This is a genomic window from Mycoplasma zalophidermidis, from assembly GCF_024742155.1.
GTDB lineage: Bacteria > Bacillota_I > Bacilli_A > Mycoplasmatales > Metamycoplasmataceae > Mycoplasmopsis > Mycoplasmopsis zalophidermidis.
Genome location: NZ_JANSFS010000003.1, coordinates 79,988 through 98,154, shown reverse-complemented (window position 1 = coordinate 98,154; position 18,167 = coordinate 79,988). Strand labels below are relative to the sequence as shown.

Genomic DNA, 18,167 nt, shown 5'->3' with positions numbered 1-18,167 from the left:
ATATTATTATTTAAAGGGGAAAAAATGGCTACTAAAAAAACTTTATTCGCTAAATACTATTTAGCCGAAAAATTCGATAAAGATAGAAACATGTCTTTCAACTTAAAAAAACAAAATTTAAAAACTCATAATAATTTTGCAACATTTGAGTTAGCCTTAAATGCTTTTATTGAAAAAGCTTCAAAAACAAAATCACCTGCTAAGGTTTGATTCCATCGAGACGGATGTTTTAGAGGAAGTGCCACAGTAGAGCAATGTTTGGTGATTCTAGGTCGTGTTAAGGAAGAAAAAATCGAAGATAAAGATGTTATTGAATTTATTAACAGAGAAGACTTAGTTGACAAGACACCAGCCAAGAAAACTAAATCTCTATCACTAGAACAATTCAATAAGTTAATCGATAACTCAAAACTTTACATTGAATTAAACGGAAACAACTTACCTATTTTAATTAATTCAAAATCAATTAAATCAACCGCTGATGTTAGTGTAAATGTTTTATGAATTGCTGTTAACAGTGATAAAAAAGCAACAGTTGAGTATACATTAGAAAAAGATAAATTTGTATCAGAACCACGTATCGCAAAATTTATATACTTTAATTTAACTCCTGGAACTGAATTTTTATATGAATCTGAAGACTTAATTACTGAAGAGCAATTCCGCGAATTGATTAAGTCGGCACAAGTTTGCGCTAAAACTAGAAAGAACATGACTGCATTAGATTTACATTCGTGCTGTATCAAATCAGATAATCAAGAATTGAATTTCGAAGTAGAAGAGATTAATGTTCAAGATTTAGAACACGCATTTTTCAAAGGACACTTCTCAAAGGATAATTTAATTTCTAGCGATATTACAGGCGTATTCGATTTTAGGAAAGTTGACGATAATACAGAAATTATCTATGCAGATGAATCATTTGTACCTTCAATCACTGAAGACGAATTCAATAACCTAGTATCATTATCTTCGATTTATGCAGATATTACAGATAATAACGATGCAGTTCTATTTCAAACTAAACAATTCAAATCTGATTCTGTTTTAGATGTAAAAATTGAACAAATCAACATAATAAATTCAGAGACTGCTTTTGTAACTTACCATTTTGAAAAATGTGAATTTAAATCTGAATCAAATTCAGTTAAATTTGACCTAGGTGAATCAATTTTGGGTGATACTAAATTATTACCTTTTAATGATAATCAAACTTTAACAATGACTCGAACAAGAACAGTTGATGTTGAACCGACCAAAACTCCTGCCCCAAACAGACAAAACGATCTTTTATTCTGATTATTCTTGATTATTTTATTATTAATAATCGGGGGCGGAATTTACGTGATAGCACACTGAGTATTTAATTACGTTAATTAATTACGTCCAAAATCGCCGATGCGCGATTTTTTATTTTTATTGTTTTTTGAAAAATAATATAAAAAATAAGCTATTCGGTAACTAAGAATAGTTTAAAATATGCTTTGAAATACGAAAAAAAAGTATATATTTTATGTTATAAAATATATAGGAGAAAATATGGCGAAAAGAAAATATAATGGTGTAGATTACGATTTAGATGTGGTTAACCAAACACTTAAATTAAGAACTCAATATCATGAAGATTTATTAAGCAAACCTGCAGGTAAAGGTTTCAAAAAATTCGGAGGATCATCAATAGGAAATATTTTTGAAACTGATTCATTTAAGGGACAATTTTTAGCGTTTTTACATATGGCACGACTTGCTCCTCCAATTTTTGTTAAAAAGTATGTAAGGGCTGGTGAAACCGTTGAACCAATGGTTTTTGATTTAATGAAAAAGAAATTTCCGAAACTTGATATCGAGCATATCGAAGCTGCAAAGGTTGGATATGATTATTTTAAAGAAACTCATGACATCGTCGGTGGAGTTCCTGATGGGTTGATACCTTCTAAAAAAATAGTATTAGAAATGAAAGCGGTACAAGCTAAAAAACAAGCGATTTGAGAACAAAACAACAATCTTAATGTTCCTTTAGATTATCGAAAACAAGCAGAATTGTATGCTTATTTATTAGGTTATCCAAGATATTCAATAGTTGCTACTTATTTAGAGGAAGGAGACTATGAAAAACCTGAGTTAATAGATTTAAATCAAAGAAATATTGCCCAATATATGTTTGATGTTGACCAAAATAAAGCGCGTGATGACTTGGAGACAATTGTCAAATTTTGAAAATATTATTCAAGAACTGGTATAAGTCCAAAATATGATGCTAGACGTGATGCAAAAGTCGTCGAGTATTTATTGTGTCATAATGAACAGGAATGAGAAGAATTATTCAATAAATGAAAAAGATTTGGAGATGTAGATGAAGATATCGAGTTCTGACAAGTTAAATAAAGATAATACAAAACTTATTTCTTTTAGCCAATTCAAAACATATTACACAAGTCAACCTTACTTCATTTGATCTGAAAAGGATTCTGAAGGGAATTCGATTATTCCGAATGTTGACATTAATGGTTTCAAGTTGTTTTTGGATTCTATGATTGAGTCTTCATCAACTAATGAAGCATTACACCAGTTTGATTTTTTAAAAGAACTTAATGATGAAGATGAAGAATCTTATTACGATAATAAATATTTAAGCGACATGACCAAAAGTTTTTTTACTAGCGAGTGAAATTACAAAATGGAAAATCAAAACATGTTCACGAATGCGTATAAACAGGCTTGTGATTATTTAATTAAATACCATGGAAATAATTTGACAACTTCTTATATGCAAAGAATTTTTCCAGTTACTCAACTACATTTAGCTGACGAATTTTTAAATGATTTTTTAGTTGATAATAATAAAACATTGCTAATTGATCCAACATTTTGTTATCTAGCAAAAAAAAGTGATGCTAATTTTGTTGTTAAGGCAACTTGCTTTGCATATTGTAAAGAACATTGCACTTTATATTTCCAAAAAATGAAAAGCTCTACTAATATAGATGATTATCTAAAAGCTTATTTTACTTATAATGTTGCGCTAAAATCTCGTATTAAAATTAATAATATAAAATTCGTTATTTTTGACTTCGAAAACGACAAAAAAGGAAGAATTACATTTCGCACAGTTGATGGGTCTTATTCTAGTGCTAGTGCTTCATCAGTGAAAAGAGAAGGAATAAGTTTAACTAAAGAAGCAAATAAATTGATTGTTCGTGATTTAATTAATTCTGGATTAGCCCATTCGCAATCCAATTATGAAGGGCTCAAGGCAAGTGTTTATAATTCATTTAAACTAGGATATGTTTTTGATAACCCCAAATCCAAGGATGTTACAAAATTTTCAACTAAAATTGTAAATAATATTAGAAATAATGAATTATTTATCCCTGACCTTACTGTTAATTTAAAAGAAGCAAAATATGAAGAATTTGACCAATCTATTTCTAAAATAATTGATGCAAGTAAAATTACAAAACCTGCTTACTCGATAAAACAAAATGGTGAATTGATTTTCGATTTATCTACTGATTCGACCGCTTGAGGAAAGAATAAAGAGTTAAATACAATTAAAAATCTATATTTAGGACCAAACTATGTTTATTCATCGGGTAATGGTGGCACAGGTAATTCATTAAAGATATTAGACCAAAATCATATTGATAAACATAAATTCATTGTTGATAAGTTGTATAGCTTTCCGAATTATTTCACCAATAAAGCTTTAGAATTAATCAGTGAATTAATGGTTAAGAATTTGAAAATTGTCTGATATGACTATGAAGGAGTTAGCTCGTTAATTCCAATTTTTGATGGGTTAAAATCGTGAAGACAAGTTCCTCATCAAGTTTCTGTGATTATTACACAAAATGGTCAGGTAGTTTCAGAAGAGGATGTTATTAAAGATCCTAAAAACTTAGAGCTTATTGATTTGGTTGATGTCATAATTAGGGTTCATAGTTCGGCAGATAAATATGTTGTTTTCAATAAAAATTACGAAAACACAAGAAATTTAGAAATCAGAGATATGGTCAAACAACGTTATGATAATTTTGACCAAAATAATACCGATGATGTTGAATTTGTAAATCAAATGAGAACACGTGGATTTGATTCATGGTTAGATTTTGAAATTTTAGTTAAGCATATTTATGATAATACATTCGATTTATTAGAGTGTTTTACAACCAAAACTGATATAACAGATCAAGTGTTTTATGTCTCGCGATATATAAAATATAATGAGTATCATAAACCGTCATTCAAATTAAATCTTAAAGAATTTGAAGGAAATCTAGATGATTATAAAAAAATCTGCGATGAGTATCGTCGCAACACCTTTGCTGATAAAGAATTAAAAACTATTCGAATAATGGAACTGCTGGGTTACACCAGCATCAAAAAACTTGAAAAATTAATTACTAAAAGCGGTTATCAATATCGTTGAAAAATTAAAGAGTATGCCGGATTAGAAATCAAAAATGGTTCTATGGCACTAGAACTGGCCGTAAATAGAAATGCCAATTGCACTAAAGATAATGAGTGAGCTGCTAAAGTTGAAAAATTAAAAGAATATTGTCATAATGACGTTGTCGCAATGATTGTTGTTTACGAATTCATCCTAGGTTTTATTGCGGATGTATTTCCAGAGATTTATGGTTTTGAGTTTGAATTAAACAAAAATGAGAAATTAGCAGTTGATTTTGATAGTAAAAAACTTATTAAAGTAGCGATTAAATAATTAAGATGGAAGTAATATGAACAAGTACGAAAAAATTTTTATAACTACTACAGATACTGTATGCGGTATTGGTGGACCAATTAGTGATACAACCTTGGAAACTATTTATGAACTTAAACAGCGTCCAGCTCATAAAAAAATAATGATTCTAGTTGGATCATTGGAACAAGCTCAAAAATTTAAGGAATGAAACGAAGAAGCAAATGATGTAGCATTAAAGTGCTGGCCCGGAGCAGTAAGTATTGTTGTTAATAACCAAGGTTTCAGAATGCCCAATCACCCAAAACTTAATGAGTTCTTGTTAAAAAATGGTCCAATGTATGTTACAAGTGCTAATATTTCGGGTCAAGAACCAATTCAGATTAATCAAGCTAAAACTGTTTTCCCTCAAATAACAAATGTTTTTAATTTTGGTCAGGTTTCAGGTAAGGCAAGTCGAATTTATAATGTCGATACCAAAGAGTGAATTAGATAATTTTTATGTGAGTTCGACTCACATTTTTTTAAAAAAATGACACCAGATGTTGGTGTCATTAACTAAAATATTAGTGTGTAGGGTTGTTTACAACACGTACACGTTCTTTAGCGTAAGGCATTAGAGCCATAAAACGAGCTCTTTTGATTGCCATTGCAACTTTTCGTTGGTCTTTTGCTGATAATCCTGTTAAAGCACGTGGTTTAATTTGACCTGTGTTTGTAACAAATTTATTTAGCAATTCAATATCTTTGTAATCAATGTAGTTTAGGTTTAAGTCAGCGATTAAGCTTCTACGACGTCTGTTGAAAGCAGGTTTTTTTGAACGGAATTTTGCCATTTTAGTTCCTATTGTAAATCATCATCTTCATCAAATACAGCGAAATTGTGTTTTGCTTCATTTGTGTTAGATGTTGGTATATTAAATACCTGTGCATCTGTAGCGACATAATTTGATGTGGGTTTTGATGATCCACTAAATGTAGTTTGATTTCTTTGAGGATTAAATGAATTATCCATATTTGGAGTATCTGTTGCTCTTCTTTCGCGTTGTTGACGTGATTCCAAAGAGTTAATTGTTTCAACTGTAACTTCATAGGTTCTGACAACTCCGTTTTGGCCGTTGTATGAACCCGTCGTAAATGAGCCTTCAATAGACACTAATGATCCTTTTGTCAAGTATTTTGACATAAAATCAGCGGTTGATCTTCAGGCTACTAATGGTATAAAATCTGTAATTGGCTCGGTTGAGTTTGTTCTTCTTGTAACTGCTACAGAAGTTCTGCATCAGTTAACACCGCTAGGGGTAGTGAAGCCTCTAATATCGTTAGCAATTCTTCCAACCAGTAATACTTTATTCATATTTCCTCATTTCTAATTGGTTAATTATTCAGCTTTTTCAGCTTTTTGTGTTCTGGGTTTTCTTTCAACTTTTGATTCTGCATCGTAAGATTTTTTGAAAGGTTTTCTTTCAGATTTTTCAGCTGGATTATAAACTTTTTTACCAGCTCAAGTCTTTCTTTCTTTACCTAAACCTTTTTCTGTATCTAAATTGATAACTAATTGTCTTCAAATTTCTTTAGAGATGTTTGAACGACGAACGAATTCAGCTACTAATGAAGCTTCTCCGTTTAGTTGAATTAAAAGATATTGTCCTTGTGTTGAATGGTTTACTGGATAAGCTAGAGTTGTGTTTTCTAGTTTTTCTGCCTTAATGATGTTTGATTTTCCAAAGACGCTTTCGACTAACTCGAATCCAATTTCGTGGTTAGCTTTAGGGTCTAGGAGCATCATAATTTCATATTTATGCATTTTATCCTCCTTATGGACATCCGGGTCATACGACCAAGGAGTAATTAATATTTACTCATAGCAATTATATATTAAGATTTAAAAAAACGAAACCTATATTAATAATTAATATTTTTATTGTTAATATTAGTTTTTTGACGTTCTTTATTAAAATCTTAATACACTTATTCAGTTATTTTTCTGTATTTTTCGTAAAAGTACTGAATATTTAATAAGGTTTAATCTCAAAATGGTTAAACTGGAGTTCTATAGAAATTTATAAGCTTTTTTAGCAAAGTTAATATATAAAGTTAAATTATGTGGTAAATTTATTATTATGAGTAAATTAGTTATTGTTGAATCGCCAAACAAAGTGGCAACCATAAAAAAATATTTAGGAGATGATTATGATGTTTTAGCTTCAGTTGGTCATATTGCCAAACTTTCTACTAGAACAATTGGTAACACAATCATGGGCATTAAAATTGATGAATGAGAACCTGTATATGTGATTGATTCTACCAAAAAAACCACTGTTAAAAAACTTAAGTCTGCTGTGAAAAAAGCTGATGAAGTTTTCATTGCGACCGACCCTGACCGTGAAGGTGAAGCCATTGGAGATCACTTGGTTAAGTATTTGGACATTCAGGATAAATACTCTCGTATTAAATATAATGAGATAACCAAAGATGCAATTTTAAAAGCAATTTCACACCCAGCAAAACTTGACGAAGCATTAATTGATGCCCAAAAAGCACGTCGTATGTTGGATAGAATTATTGGTTTCAAACTAAGCAAATTAATGAAACAAAAACTTTCTAACTCTCCGACAAAACCATCAGCTGGTAGAGTTCAATCGATAGCATTAAAATTAATTGTTGATAGAGAAAAATTAATTGAAGCTTTTGTTCCAAGAGATTATCATAAAGCGTGTGCTTACATTGATGAAAATTTCAAGGCTGATTATTATAATGAAAGTAACCCAAGTGGTGAAAAAGATTGAATTTATCCTGAAGAAAAGGGAGAAATATCCAAAAAAATATTTTCGTTACCTAATTCATTGATTGTTGAAAGCATAAGAGAAACTAGAAAAAAAATGGGCGCTATAATGCCATTAAAACAAGCGGTTTTATATAAAAAATCTCCATTTTCTTCACAATCAACGCAAAGAGCAGCTCAAAATTTATATGAGGGATATGGAGATGGCGGTTTAATTAGTTATCCACGTACAGATTCAACTAGATTAAGTCAATATTTTATAGATAATGCACGTAAATATATTGAAAATAAATATGGTAAAGAATATGTTTCTGATGAAATTAAGGGTTTTTCAGGGGATCAAGACGCCCACGAAGCTATTAGACCTACAGACATTACCTTAACTCCTGAAGAAGCAAAAAATAAATTTAAATTAAATAACTATGACTATCAAGTTTATAAATTAATTTATGAACATACACTACAAGCATTAATTAATGTTCCTATTAGAATGTCTAAAGCTTATGTTTTTGATAAACAAGGTTTGAAATTTAGATTAACAACATCTAAAATTTTGTTTAATGGTTATTATGTAGTTAAAGGTGAACGTGAAGAAGTAGAAGATCCTAATTATGGTGAAGGTCAAGTAGTTCCAGTTGAAAAATTCGAAGTAACTGACCACCAAACTAATCCGCCCGCGAGATATAGTGAAGGTTCATTGATTGAAGCCTTAGATAATATAAAAGTTGGACGTCCTTCAACATTTGCTTCAACAGTAAAAATTGTTCTAGACCGTGAATATGCTGAAAATATTAACGGAGCATTACACCCTACTGAATTTGGTCGTATTGTTATGGATAAATTAACCGAATCATTCCCAAAAATAATCGAAGAAGGTTATACTGCTCGGGTTGAAGAAGAGTTGGATTTAATTGCTCAAAGTAAAGTCAATTTGAAACCCGTTATGCAAGAGTTTTGAGACAACTTTAACAGAGTTTATGACGAAGCGGAAAAAACAATGGAACATACAACAATTTCATATGAGTTTGCTAATGAAAAATGTCCACAAGATGGAACTGAACTTATTATTAGAAAAAATAGATATGGCAACAAATTCATTGGTTGCCCTAATTTCCCTAAATGTAAATTCGCCAAGAATTATGAAAAATAATTTACAAAACACTCATTTTTGTTTAGTTTTAGGAAAAATAACGACTAATTTATTAAAATTGTTAGTTGGTTTTTATCACTGTATAAATATTAAATAGATTATAAATTTAAATATTTAATATAAAATATGTATGTAGAAACGGGCTAAATGAAATTTCTAAATTATTTTATATATATTTTAAAGAACGCAGCAATCAACTTTATAGTCATAGTACTTGCTATGTTATTAATTCATTGAACATTAGGTTATAGTTTGGTACCAAATTATCAAACTAATTTTGGTTTAGAATTTTTGAAAAGTATTTTGAGTTTTAATTATGGAAATATTGAAGTAAATTCTTCAAGTATTTCTGTTTTTCACGTCTACGTTCCTTACTTCAATTTCACATTATTTGTTGTTTTAATAAGTTTTGTAATAAGCTTTGGTATTGGTTTTGTAATTTCATACAAATTAGCAAAAAATAATAAAAACGCAATAACCGGCTCTCTAAATATCATAATTTTTATATTTAGTTCAATCCCTATTTTTATTTTAGGACCGATAGCTATTAGCTTTAATAAATGAGTTGGGTTACCAAGCATTTATATTGATACTTATTTCAATAATTTTTGATTGACATTCCTGTCGTTGATTGTTCCAATATTAATTTTAACTATTGTTATTACACCATTGGTGGTTGCGATTAATTATCCAATTCTAAAAGAAATTTTACAAAGCGAATATTACACTTGATCTCGAGCAAATGGTTTTAGTCAATATAAAATTTTTGTTACAGTAGTTTTAAGAAATTGAATCGCAAAAGCGCTTCAAAATATTGTGCTATTCTATATTTTCTTAATGACCTATGCAATGATTATTGAACGTTTCTTTTATGCTCCTGGTCAATCATTTATTTTTCAATATTTAGGTCAGCCGCAATATTTTAATTTATTAATGTTTTCAATTTTGATTAATATTTCAGTAATCGGTTTGATTAAAGCTGTTTGCGACTTATCTACTTATTTTTTGGATACGTCTAAGATAGTTAAAAACTATAGAATTGGAGGTGTAAAATGAAACAAATAGATAATTTTGATTTTGTTAAACATTCATCCACGCAAGTCAGAACAGTTGTCCCAGTTTCTTCCGCCAAAAGATATTGAAGTAAATTTTTCTCGTCAAAACTTTCGGTTATTTCTTTGATAGTATTATTATTGGTGTTAATATTCTTAATTTCATCCGTATTGTTTTATAGTCCTAGTTCATATAAAACTATCAATAATGCCTACTCGCTTAATTCGGAATTACCTAGTTCTTTAAGCCCATGAAAAACTTTGATTTTGCCCGAAAGCGATGAACTTAATGTATTTCGAGAATTTGCTAAATATAATAATAATTCAGTATTTATAGATAAAATAATTGATGATAAAGATGGTCTAGTATCTTATTCCGTCACCTTTAACGCATATAAACTATTTGGCGATAATAAACTGCACTTATTAGGAACCAATTCACAGGGTATTGATATTTTCGCTAGATTGATTTCAACATTAATTAGTTTAATCGTAATTTCAGTTTCAGCTGTAATTATATCAGTATACTTATCGATTATTTTAGGTTCATTAACTGCAATCTATTTCAAAAAATCTATTTCTCAAATTATTGAAAAAATCTTTTCAACATTTGCTTTGCTACCTTATGTCTTTATCTCAGTAATCGTATTTTTATTAGTTAAAAATACTATTGTAAATGCAATAATAATTTTTTCTGTAATTTCAACAATAACATTATTTATTAGTTCTTATCAAAAAACATGCGAAATACTAGAAAATGAATTTATAAATGCTGATAAATCCGTCGGTTTTAGTAACTTAGATCTACTAATTAGAACAGTTTTTAAACCAGTATTGCTTTATCAATTAATTCAAGCCACAGAGCAATTAAGTTTGATTTTCTTAACATATACTGCGTTATCAATTTTTTCAATTGATACATCAACCTTAACCCTTGGAACAGTAATTAAAGAAGCATTAGATTTAATATCAATTAATCCTTGATATTTGGTAACGTTATTTGTGTTAATAACTGGCTTAATGTTTGGTTTTAAATTCCTAGCATTTAGTTTAAATAAAAGTTATGTAAATTTTAGGGGGTCAGATGAGTAAAAGATATTTATCATCAATATTACCTTTATGTATAACTCCTTTAACTGTTCTTGGATGTACAACGAGACAAAATATTGCTAAAAATGTGTATGTTTTGGAAAAAAATGGCGTCAATGATACATATTTAAATCTACCCAAAACAGGTGGTGTTTGAGGCTATAAAAATACTTTACATGACTCATTGGTTGGTAATTACATATTTAGATATAAGTTTGTCGGCGAAGCAAAATATGATTACTTAAATAAATATTTCGCAAGAAATGGAATTGTTGGAAAATTTCGTAAATTTGGAATTATTGACAAAATAACAATAATAACTAAAAACGGCCAAAAACATCTTTTTGATACGGACTCTGAAGATGAATTCAAGAACCCTAGCAAGTTAATAAAAGTTGATATTAACCGTGGGTATAAGAATTATATTTATGATTTAGTTTCGTCTAATCCTAAATCAATCAATTCAGAAAATTTCACAAATTGTTTATCAAATTCTAAACAAGTCATTTTTCATATTAAATCCGATTTGTTTTGATACGATAAAGGCCAAAAAACTAATACAAAAGTTACAGGATTAGATGTACTTAAATCAATTAAATCAGCTGTTTTAACAAATAAAAATCTTAAACATTTATCATTATTAGGTTTTGACACAAAAAACAGTTTAACTTTTAATAATAACTATTCTGATAGTGAATTTAAGTTTAATATAGTAGAAGTACCTAATGTTAACTTATTATTAAACGAGTTTGCAAACAACAAAATCTTTACGGCCTATAGAGATAATGAATGATCCGCTGGGGCATATAGTTTAATAATTAATGACTTAAAACATACTGAGTATATTGCGAATTTCCAGCAAGATCTTAAAAAAGTTATTTTAAAATATAATCCAGTAGGAAGTGTTGAATTACAAACTCATAGAATTCACTTGATGAATGAATATGAACAGGGTTTAATTACATCTCAAACTATAGATGAATTTGATAATTTACAACAAAGTAAATACATACGAGATTTTAAATCGCAAAACAATGGTGTCAAACTGAATATTGTCCAAACTAAAAACAATTCTTCGATAAATGTATTATTACCCAGATTTAAAACTATATCAAATATTAGTGATGTAGATTTATATGATAAATTCATGTATGAGTCTGACGTAATCAATAAAAACGAATCTACTTTTTATAATGGTAGAGGCTTTGTGTTAAGAAATAATTTACAACAAATAATAAACAAGTTTACTTTGAATTTCAACCTATATAAGACACAATATTATGATAATTTAATTTCTCCCAATGCTTTGATTTCTAATGCTAAAAATACTAACTATATTAGGATACTGGATGCAATAGACCATTTAAATAAAGCGGTAATTTTTACGGAATCGCAGAAAATTGAGTATTATTCACAAGTGTTAAAAGAGGATTACTACAAGAAAGATAGTTATTTAGATTTAAAAACTCAATTAAAATCTCGTTGATTTAATGAAATAAAAAATAATATTAACTTGTTGTTGAATAAGTTTTATCATGATTATAATTTGTCCTCTAAACAAACAATTACAATGATTATACCTTTTAATATTAAAGCATTCGACTTCAAAACATTAGAAGTGATAAATGAAATTTTTTCAGAAATTGACGAAAGATTAATTATAAAAATAGTTGATATAAATGATAAAACTGTTGAGAATTATTATGAAAAAATAACTTTTAATGCAAAAAATACAATTGACTTTTTTATTCAATTACTAACTCTGAATAATAATAATTTTATAAATTTACTGCCTTATATTGATAATATGAAGTTTAAATATTTGGTAAAGTTTAGAGAATATTTTGCCGAATATTTTAAAATGGATTCACAATATATTTTAGAAACTATTGATAATTGGTTGCCGACTGATTATGAATCAAATATGAGAGAGTTCGCCTTTAAATTACATTCTAAATTTAATTACTACGACATCATTAATATGATTGCGGAATTAAAAATATTATTAACTCCTACATATAACACCGAAAATAATGTTGATTTAGACGATTTTAAATATGAACTCATTCAATCGTGAATACATAAACCAACACGTGATGATAATTTAATATACTTTGAGGATATCATAGTATCGAAAGAAAATTATGAAAATTAAAAATTTAACCTTTCTTCCTTTTTTAATCGGTCCTTGTATTATTGCAGCGAGCTGTAATAATGATTTTGATATTAAAGTTAATAAAGAATTAAAATACGGTTTGAACACTAATGAATCAATTTTAAATAAATTCACTATTGAACAACTTAAAATATTAAATAAATTTCGTCCTTTATTTATTGCGAAATCTAATGAACTTAATTCATCTGATATAGCTTTTCAAGACAATGATATTCTAGTTAAAACTAAAAACAAACAATTATCACTTTCTAAGTATTTAAATTATAAGCCAACAGCTAAATTAGGTTTACATTTAATTAATGACCAAGAACATGGTTGAAAATATATTATGGTCGACAAAAACAAGTCAACTATTGATAATTATGATCTTTTATTCGAACGTTATGATTATATCTTTGACCAAGATTTGAATATTGACTTCCCAGATATTAATAGCATCATTAAAAGAATTTCTACATCAACAATTAACGACCAATTAAACATCACTATACCAAATTTTATAACTCCTAATTGAATAAGAGCGAAGGCTTGAGCTAAAAATAAAGAACAAATTAGTTACTGAGAAGACCTAATATTATTTGAGCTTAAGAGATTTGACTTCGGCAGTTTAAAACCAATTCAAAAGGTAAAAATTTCAGTAAATAATTTTATTGAATCAAATGATGGTAGATATCACAAAAACGCACCTGTTATAACTATTGATTTTCTGGATTCTGATGGTAAATCATTGCTTAGCAAAAACCTTAGAAATAAAAAATTCATTATCGGACAATTAAATCAGGATTATTTAATTCCTTACAATGAAGATAATGTAAAAAACTATAATTCATTATTTAGAGATTACAATTCAGTTAGTGATTTTAAACACACTTTAGATATTGACGATGATGAGGTTTTATTTAATGAATACGTCAATGTTTTCTATGATGATATTACGATTCTAAAATATATTAATCCTTTATCATTGGAAAATAATCAATATGAATTATATGTCAATCCGACTTACTTATACAATAAAGTTAGTGCGAGATCATTTTTATGATTCTTGAAAAATGATGAAAAGTACTTTGAAATAGTAGTTCCAGAACACCGGAAAAATGTTGATTTGAAATATGAAATCGTTGATAAGAAAATAAATGACGAATATCTTAATGATTCATTGTCATTAATAGAGTTGAAAATTAAGGTTACTAAACTAGACGGCTCAATTAAATTCTATAAATGATATTCAATCGACATTAATTCGCACTACCATACTTTTGCTGGATATAAAACAAATCTAGACACTGATTGAAATAGCAATAATATTTACGGATATGGCTGAGATGAGAAATTGGGCGAAGGAAAGATAAATAGAATAACTAGAGTTATTGACCCTAACGAGTTCTACGAAAAAATGCTGTTAAAATTATTAAGTTTACAGGTTTACAAATTAAAAGATAATCTAACTTTATTCAACAACAGAGTTATGACAAAATATGAGGCCCACAATGTAGATAATAATACAATTTTAATTGAACAATTAAAAACTAAATTTGGAATTGATGTATTTAAATATCTAATTGGTAATAGTAATAATAAGAATGATTTAATTGATGATATTGATGTAAAATATTTGGGATTAAGTAACGAACCTGGTTGCGTGTTGCTTAAGGTTGATTTCTTGGATAAAAACAAAAATTCAATGCTAAATGACATTAATCGCAACAAAATCATAAAATGGTATGGGTTCAATGGTACTGACTTCACTAAGATTAACAAACAGATAAGTAAATATAATATAGTCAATGCTAATATTGATTATTTATTAAAAAATTCACAAGTGAATTTAAAAGATCAAAATAATATTATTGATTATTTTGAATGAAAGGAATAAAAATGAAAAAAATACTGAAGTTTTTAACTCCAATTTCAATTTTTTGCCCCGTGGCGTTATCTGCGAGTTGCTTAGATGGTACATTTAATGAACATGCGGATGATTGGAATTTCAGTGATTTTGAAACAACTATTTCAAATCCTAAAAATATTAAAACCGAAACTATTAAAGTAACTTTTAAACAAAATTATTCAAGTAAAGCTATAGAAAATATTATTATTCCTGCAATTAAAGGTATTAAAACCAAGCAAGACACTGAAAAATTTATCAAAAACAAACTCAGAATATCGCTTGTTGCTACTCGTCCGCACTCTGGATGAGATGTTGCTGGTGGTGCCTATGATCACATCCATGAAGAAATAATTAATGATGTATTCAAAGATCATACTAAAGTGTTGCGTTTTGAAATGCAATTAATAGAAAGTGATAATTCCTTTATAAAATTACAAAATAATAAATTGACTTTTAAAGCTAAATTTGCATCAAAAAACTTTGATTCAAAAAAACCTAATGAGCCACTTTATTACTTTACACACACATTTGAGTTAGATTTGGAGAAAAATAATGGATAATAAATTAAATCAACTCTATAATTGGTTGAACAGCGTACTCTCTTATACTCACGCAAGCGAGTCAATATCAAAATTCATTTTTGGTCTAATTGTTTCAATAATTCTACTTTGCATTCCGATTTTGGTTGCTACTATTGTTCCTCTAATTATCAAAAAACCTAAAAAAGAATTTTCAATTTACTTATATTCATTTATTACTGGTATGTTTATAATTCTTGGTTCTTTCGGTTACCTAAGAGAAGCAATTGAAATAACAAGCACCGGTGCTGGTTTAAAAGGGACTAATATTCCTCCCAAAAATATTTATTTATACAATATTTTGGTAATAGTTGGCGGTGCTTTGTTAGGAATTATTAGTGCTTTCACAATCAAATTTGTAGTTTACAACACAATTAAGAGAAAATATAAGTTAAACAACTCTGTTTTCGTCCACACTCATGAAGAAGGCCACCATGTGGGTGAACACCAACACCAACACACTCACGCAGATCATATTTGAAATAAAAATGATATTGCTGATGTTCAAGAAAATAACCCTAAAGTTAAAAATAAATGAACTGCCTTAATTCTACTTTTGGGACACAGAATTCCTGAGGGATTATTAATTGGTATCAGTTTAAATAACTTAATTGTTTACTCAAATGTAAATGCTATATCGGTTGCGTTCTTCGTTTCATTTGTTTTACACACAATACCTGAAGAAGTTGTCTTTTTCTATCGTCAACGTGAAATGGGTATTAAACCAGTTTTTGCTGTATTGAATTCGATTGGTGCGCTATCGTTAATAATTCCATTTATTTTTATTGGTTTGTTTGGAGGAGATTTAATCGATACAATCCCATGATTGAAAGCGTTTATTATGTCAGTCGTGGGTAGTGTAATGGTATTTACAGCTATGATTGAATTTTTACCTGAGTTTTACCACAATAATATGAAAAAACATAAATGAATTATTACTTTAATTATGTTTTTCTTAGGAATCATATTTACGATTTTAATTCTTTGTTTCCACACTCATGGGTCTTTAAATCTTAAATAATTTAATAGGACATAGTCCTTTTTATTTCTCTATTTTCAGTGTTAAATGTGTATTTTGGTAAAAAAATCTTGAAGTAATTCAAGATTAATTATTAAATTGACATTGATTTAGCGTATGCTGTAGCATGTTCGCCCATTATTAATGTAACTTTATTTGTGTTTACGAACGCACCTGTGGCAATGTTTTTTTCTAAGATTTTAGCTAACATAACATTTTCTTTATTTAGAACTTCAATTATTAATTTCGAGCCCTTAGCTTCTAGATTAAGTATATTACCATCTCCACCTAAAAGATTAACTAATTCATTAGATTGATTGAACGAAATTTTTACATTTTCTTTGCCTTGTAAAACAAGGGCTTGTTTTTTGTTTTTTTGAGATCAATATAGTCAACAAAAACCAAGTGTAAAAATAGTTAACATTGTAATAATAAATTTATCTTTCTTTGTCATGTAATTATTATACCAATAGTTTTATCTAAAGACTTAATAAAGAATTATTTTGTTAAATCTTGATTAGTATTAACACTTATTTACTCATATTTCAATATAATTCGTAAATTTCTATACTAATAAATATTATATATAACTGAGCGGTTTGGTAATGATTGATTCTTGAATAATATTTGAACACTATTGATATTTATATTAATATTAATTAGCTTAATGGTAACATTGTAATATAATTACCAATTATATTTATTAATTTAAAAAAAGGGGGGCAGATGAAACAACGTTTAATTAGCGGTATTAAACCAACTGGTGATTTAACTCTTGGTAATTATATCGGGGCACTAAAAAACTTCGTTAAAATGCAAGAAGATTACGATGCGTATTACTTTGTAGCAGATTTACATGGACTGACAACTGGGGGAGTGAATCCAAAAGAAAATTTACAAGCTCGTAGGGAAATTGTGGCAATGTATCTTGCTTGTGGTTTAGATCCAAAGAAAGCTAATATATTTTATCAGTCAGATTTATATGAACATGCATACGCGCAATGATTGATGACGTCAGAAGTATCTCTTGGTGAATTAAATCGTATGACTCAATTTAAAGATAAAGCACAGAAATTAGAAAAACAAGATAATGGTACTGAAAAAATACCAGTTGGTTTATTGATGTATCCGGTTTTAATGGCTGCTGATATATTAATTTATAATGCTGATGTAGTGCCTATTGGCGAAGACCAAAAACAACATTTAGAATTAACCAGAACTATTGGCGAAAGATTAAATAAAAGATATAAAACCAGATTCAAAATCCCAAATGGTGTGATACCGCCAGTTGGCGCCAGAATCAAATCACTAACCAACCCTGAATCAAAAATGTCTAAAAGCGACAAATCAACAAAAGGCACAATATATTTACATGACGATCCCGAATTGGCCTACAAAAAAATTATGAAAGCAGTGACCGATTCCGAAAATAAGGTTTATATTTCAGAAGATAAGCCTGGTGTGTTAAATCTATTAAATATTTACGCATCACTAGCTGAAATAACTTTAAAAGAAGCAGAAGAAAAATTTGCCAATGCTAATTATGTTGAATTTAAAACAGCGGTTGCTGATATTGTTAAAAAAGAATTAATCAAGATACAAAAAAATTATGAAATTGCTAAACAACAAATAGATGAGGTTACTACACAAGGAGCACTGAAAGCTAAAGAAATTTGTGGTCCAATATTAAAAGAACTAGCTCATAAGATGGGCTTTAATTAGAGGTAAA

General features: G+C 28.4%; 16 protein-coding genes. 12 read left to right on the top strand and 4 right to left on the bottom strand.

The window, feature by feature from the left end:
- The first annotated feature begins 24 nt into the window (after nt 1-24).
- The 4 genes from NW238_RS02220 to NW238_RS02205 all read left to right on the top strand — a co-directional run bounded on the left by NW238_RS02220 (nt 25) and on the right by NW238_RS02205 (nt 5,198).
- Nucleotides 25-1,380: a hypothetical protein gene (locus NW238_RS02220; RefSeq protein WP_216505414.1), complete on the top strand. Its 1,356-nt coding sequence runs from the start codon at nt 25-27 to the stop codon at nt 1,378-1,380.
- Between the two features lie 159 nt (nt 1,381-1,539).
- A complete protein-coding gene (locus tag NW238_RS02215) occupies nt 1,540-2,385 on the top strand; it encodes an MAGa7180 family putative nuclease (protein WP_216505415.1) in 846 nt (281 codons plus the stop codon).
- Nucleotides 2,354-4,723, top strand: a complete 2,370-nt coding sequence (locus NW238_RS02210; protein ID WP_258451742.1) for a UU173 family protein — start codon at nt 2,354-2,356, stop codon at nt 4,721-4,723. The genes NW238_RS02215 and NW238_RS02210 overlap by 32 nt, the downstream gene beginning before the upstream one ends.
- Before the next feature lie 16 nt (nt 4,724-4,739).
- Nucleotides 4,740-5,198 carry an L-threonylcarbamoyladenylate synthase gene (locus NW238_RS02205; RefSeq protein ID WP_258451741.1) on the top strand — a complete coding sequence of 153 codons (459 nt, stop codon included), beginning with the start codon at nt 4,740-4,742 and terminating at the stop codon, nt 5,196-5,198.
- 70 nt (nt 5,199-5,268) lie between these two features.
- Here the strand turns inward: NW238_RS02205 and rpsR are convergent, their stop codons facing one another.
- Genes rpsR through rpsF form a run of 3 tightly spaced genes read right to left on the bottom strand, consistent with a single transcriptional unit; the run spans nt 5,269 to nt 6,509 of the window.
- Entirely contained in the window at nt 5,269-5,538 is a 270-nt protein-coding gene (rpsR, locus tag NW238_RS02200) for a 30S ribosomal protein S18 (RefSeq protein WP_171111979.1), read from the bottom strand.
- Between the two features lie 8 nt (nt 5,539-5,546).
- Complete coding sequence (locus tag NW238_RS02195; RefSeq protein WP_216505418.1) at nt 5,547-6,059, bottom strand: single-stranded DNA-binding protein; 513 nt, start codon at nt 6,057-6,059, stop codon at nt 5,547-5,549.
- 24 nt (nt 6,060-6,083) lie between these two features.
- Nucleotides 6,084-6,509, bottom strand: a complete 426-nt coding sequence (gene rpsF, locus NW238_RS02190; RefSeq protein ID WP_216505419.1) for a 30S ribosomal protein S6 — start codon at nt 6,507-6,509, stop codon at nt 6,084-6,086.
- Nucleotides 6,510-6,825: 316 nt separating this feature from the next.
- On the opposite strand from rpsF, the gene topA reads away from it, so the two are divergent.
- The 7 genes from topA to NW238_RS02155 all read left to right on the top strand — a co-directional run bounded on the left by topA (nt 6,826) and on the right by NW238_RS02155 (nt 16,441).
- Nucleotides 6,826-8,637 (top strand): type I DNA topoisomerase, encoded by a 1,812-nt coding sequence (gene topA, locus NW238_RS02185; RefSeq protein ID WP_258451739.1) that lies wholly within the window; start codon nt 6,826-6,828, stop codon nt 8,635-8,637.
- Between the two features lie 219 nt (nt 8,638-8,856).
- Nucleotides 8,857-9,702, top strand: a complete 846-nt coding sequence (locus tag NW238_RS02180) for an ABC transporter permease subunit (RefSeq protein WP_216505421.1) — start codon at nt 8,857-8,859, stop codon at nt 9,700-9,702.
- Nucleotides 9,690-10,781 carry an ABC transporter permease subunit gene (locus NW238_RS02175; RefSeq protein WP_216505422.1) on the top strand — a complete coding sequence of 364 codons (1,092 nt, stop codon included), beginning with the start codon at nt 9,690-9,692 and terminating at the stop codon, nt 10,779-10,781. The genes NW238_RS02180 and NW238_RS02175 overlap by 13 nt, the downstream gene beginning before the upstream one ends.
- Nucleotides 10,774-12,933, top strand: coding sequence for an OppA family ABC transporter substrate-binding lipoprotein (locus tag NW238_RS02170; RefSeq protein ID WP_258451737.1), 2,160 nt, complete (start codon nt 10,774-10,776; stop codon nt 12,931-12,933). Before NW238_RS02175 ends, NW238_RS02170 begins: the two co-directional genes overlap by 8 nt.
- Entirely contained in the window at nt 12,923-14,830 is a 1,908-nt protein-coding gene (locus NW238_RS02165; RefSeq protein WP_258451736.1) for an MAG3240 family lipoprotein, read from the top strand. The genes NW238_RS02170 and NW238_RS02165 overlap by 11 nt, the downstream gene beginning before the upstream one ends.
- A gap of 2 nt (nt 14,831-14,832) precedes the next feature.
- A complete protein-coding gene (locus NW238_RS02160) occupies nt 14,833-15,402 on the top strand; it encodes a hypothetical protein (protein ID WP_216505425.1) in 570 nt (189 codons plus the stop codon).
- Nucleotides 15,395-16,441 (top strand): ZIP family metal transporter, encoded by a 1,047-nt coding sequence (locus NW238_RS02155; protein ID WP_216505426.1) that lies wholly within the window; start codon nt 15,395-15,397, stop codon nt 16,439-16,441. The genes NW238_RS02160 and NW238_RS02155 overlap by 8 nt, the downstream gene beginning before the upstream one ends.
- A 91-nt stretch (nt 16,442-16,532) precedes the next feature.
- Here the strand turns inward: NW238_RS02155 and NW238_RS02150 are convergent, their stop codons facing one another.
- Nucleotides 16,533-16,892, bottom strand: a complete 360-nt coding sequence (locus NW238_RS02150) for a PTS sugar transporter subunit IIA (protein WP_216505427.1) — start codon at nt 16,890-16,892, stop codon at nt 16,533-16,535.
- 272 nt (nt 16,893-17,164) lie between these two features.
- On the opposite strand from NW238_RS02150, the gene trpS reads away from it, so the two are divergent.
- Nucleotides 17,165-18,160, top strand: coding sequence for a tryptophan--tRNA ligase (trpS, locus tag NW238_RS02145; RefSeq protein WP_216567923.1), 996 nt, complete (start codon nt 17,165-17,167; stop codon nt 18,158-18,160).
- Nucleotides 18,161-18,167: the final 7 nt, after the last annotated feature.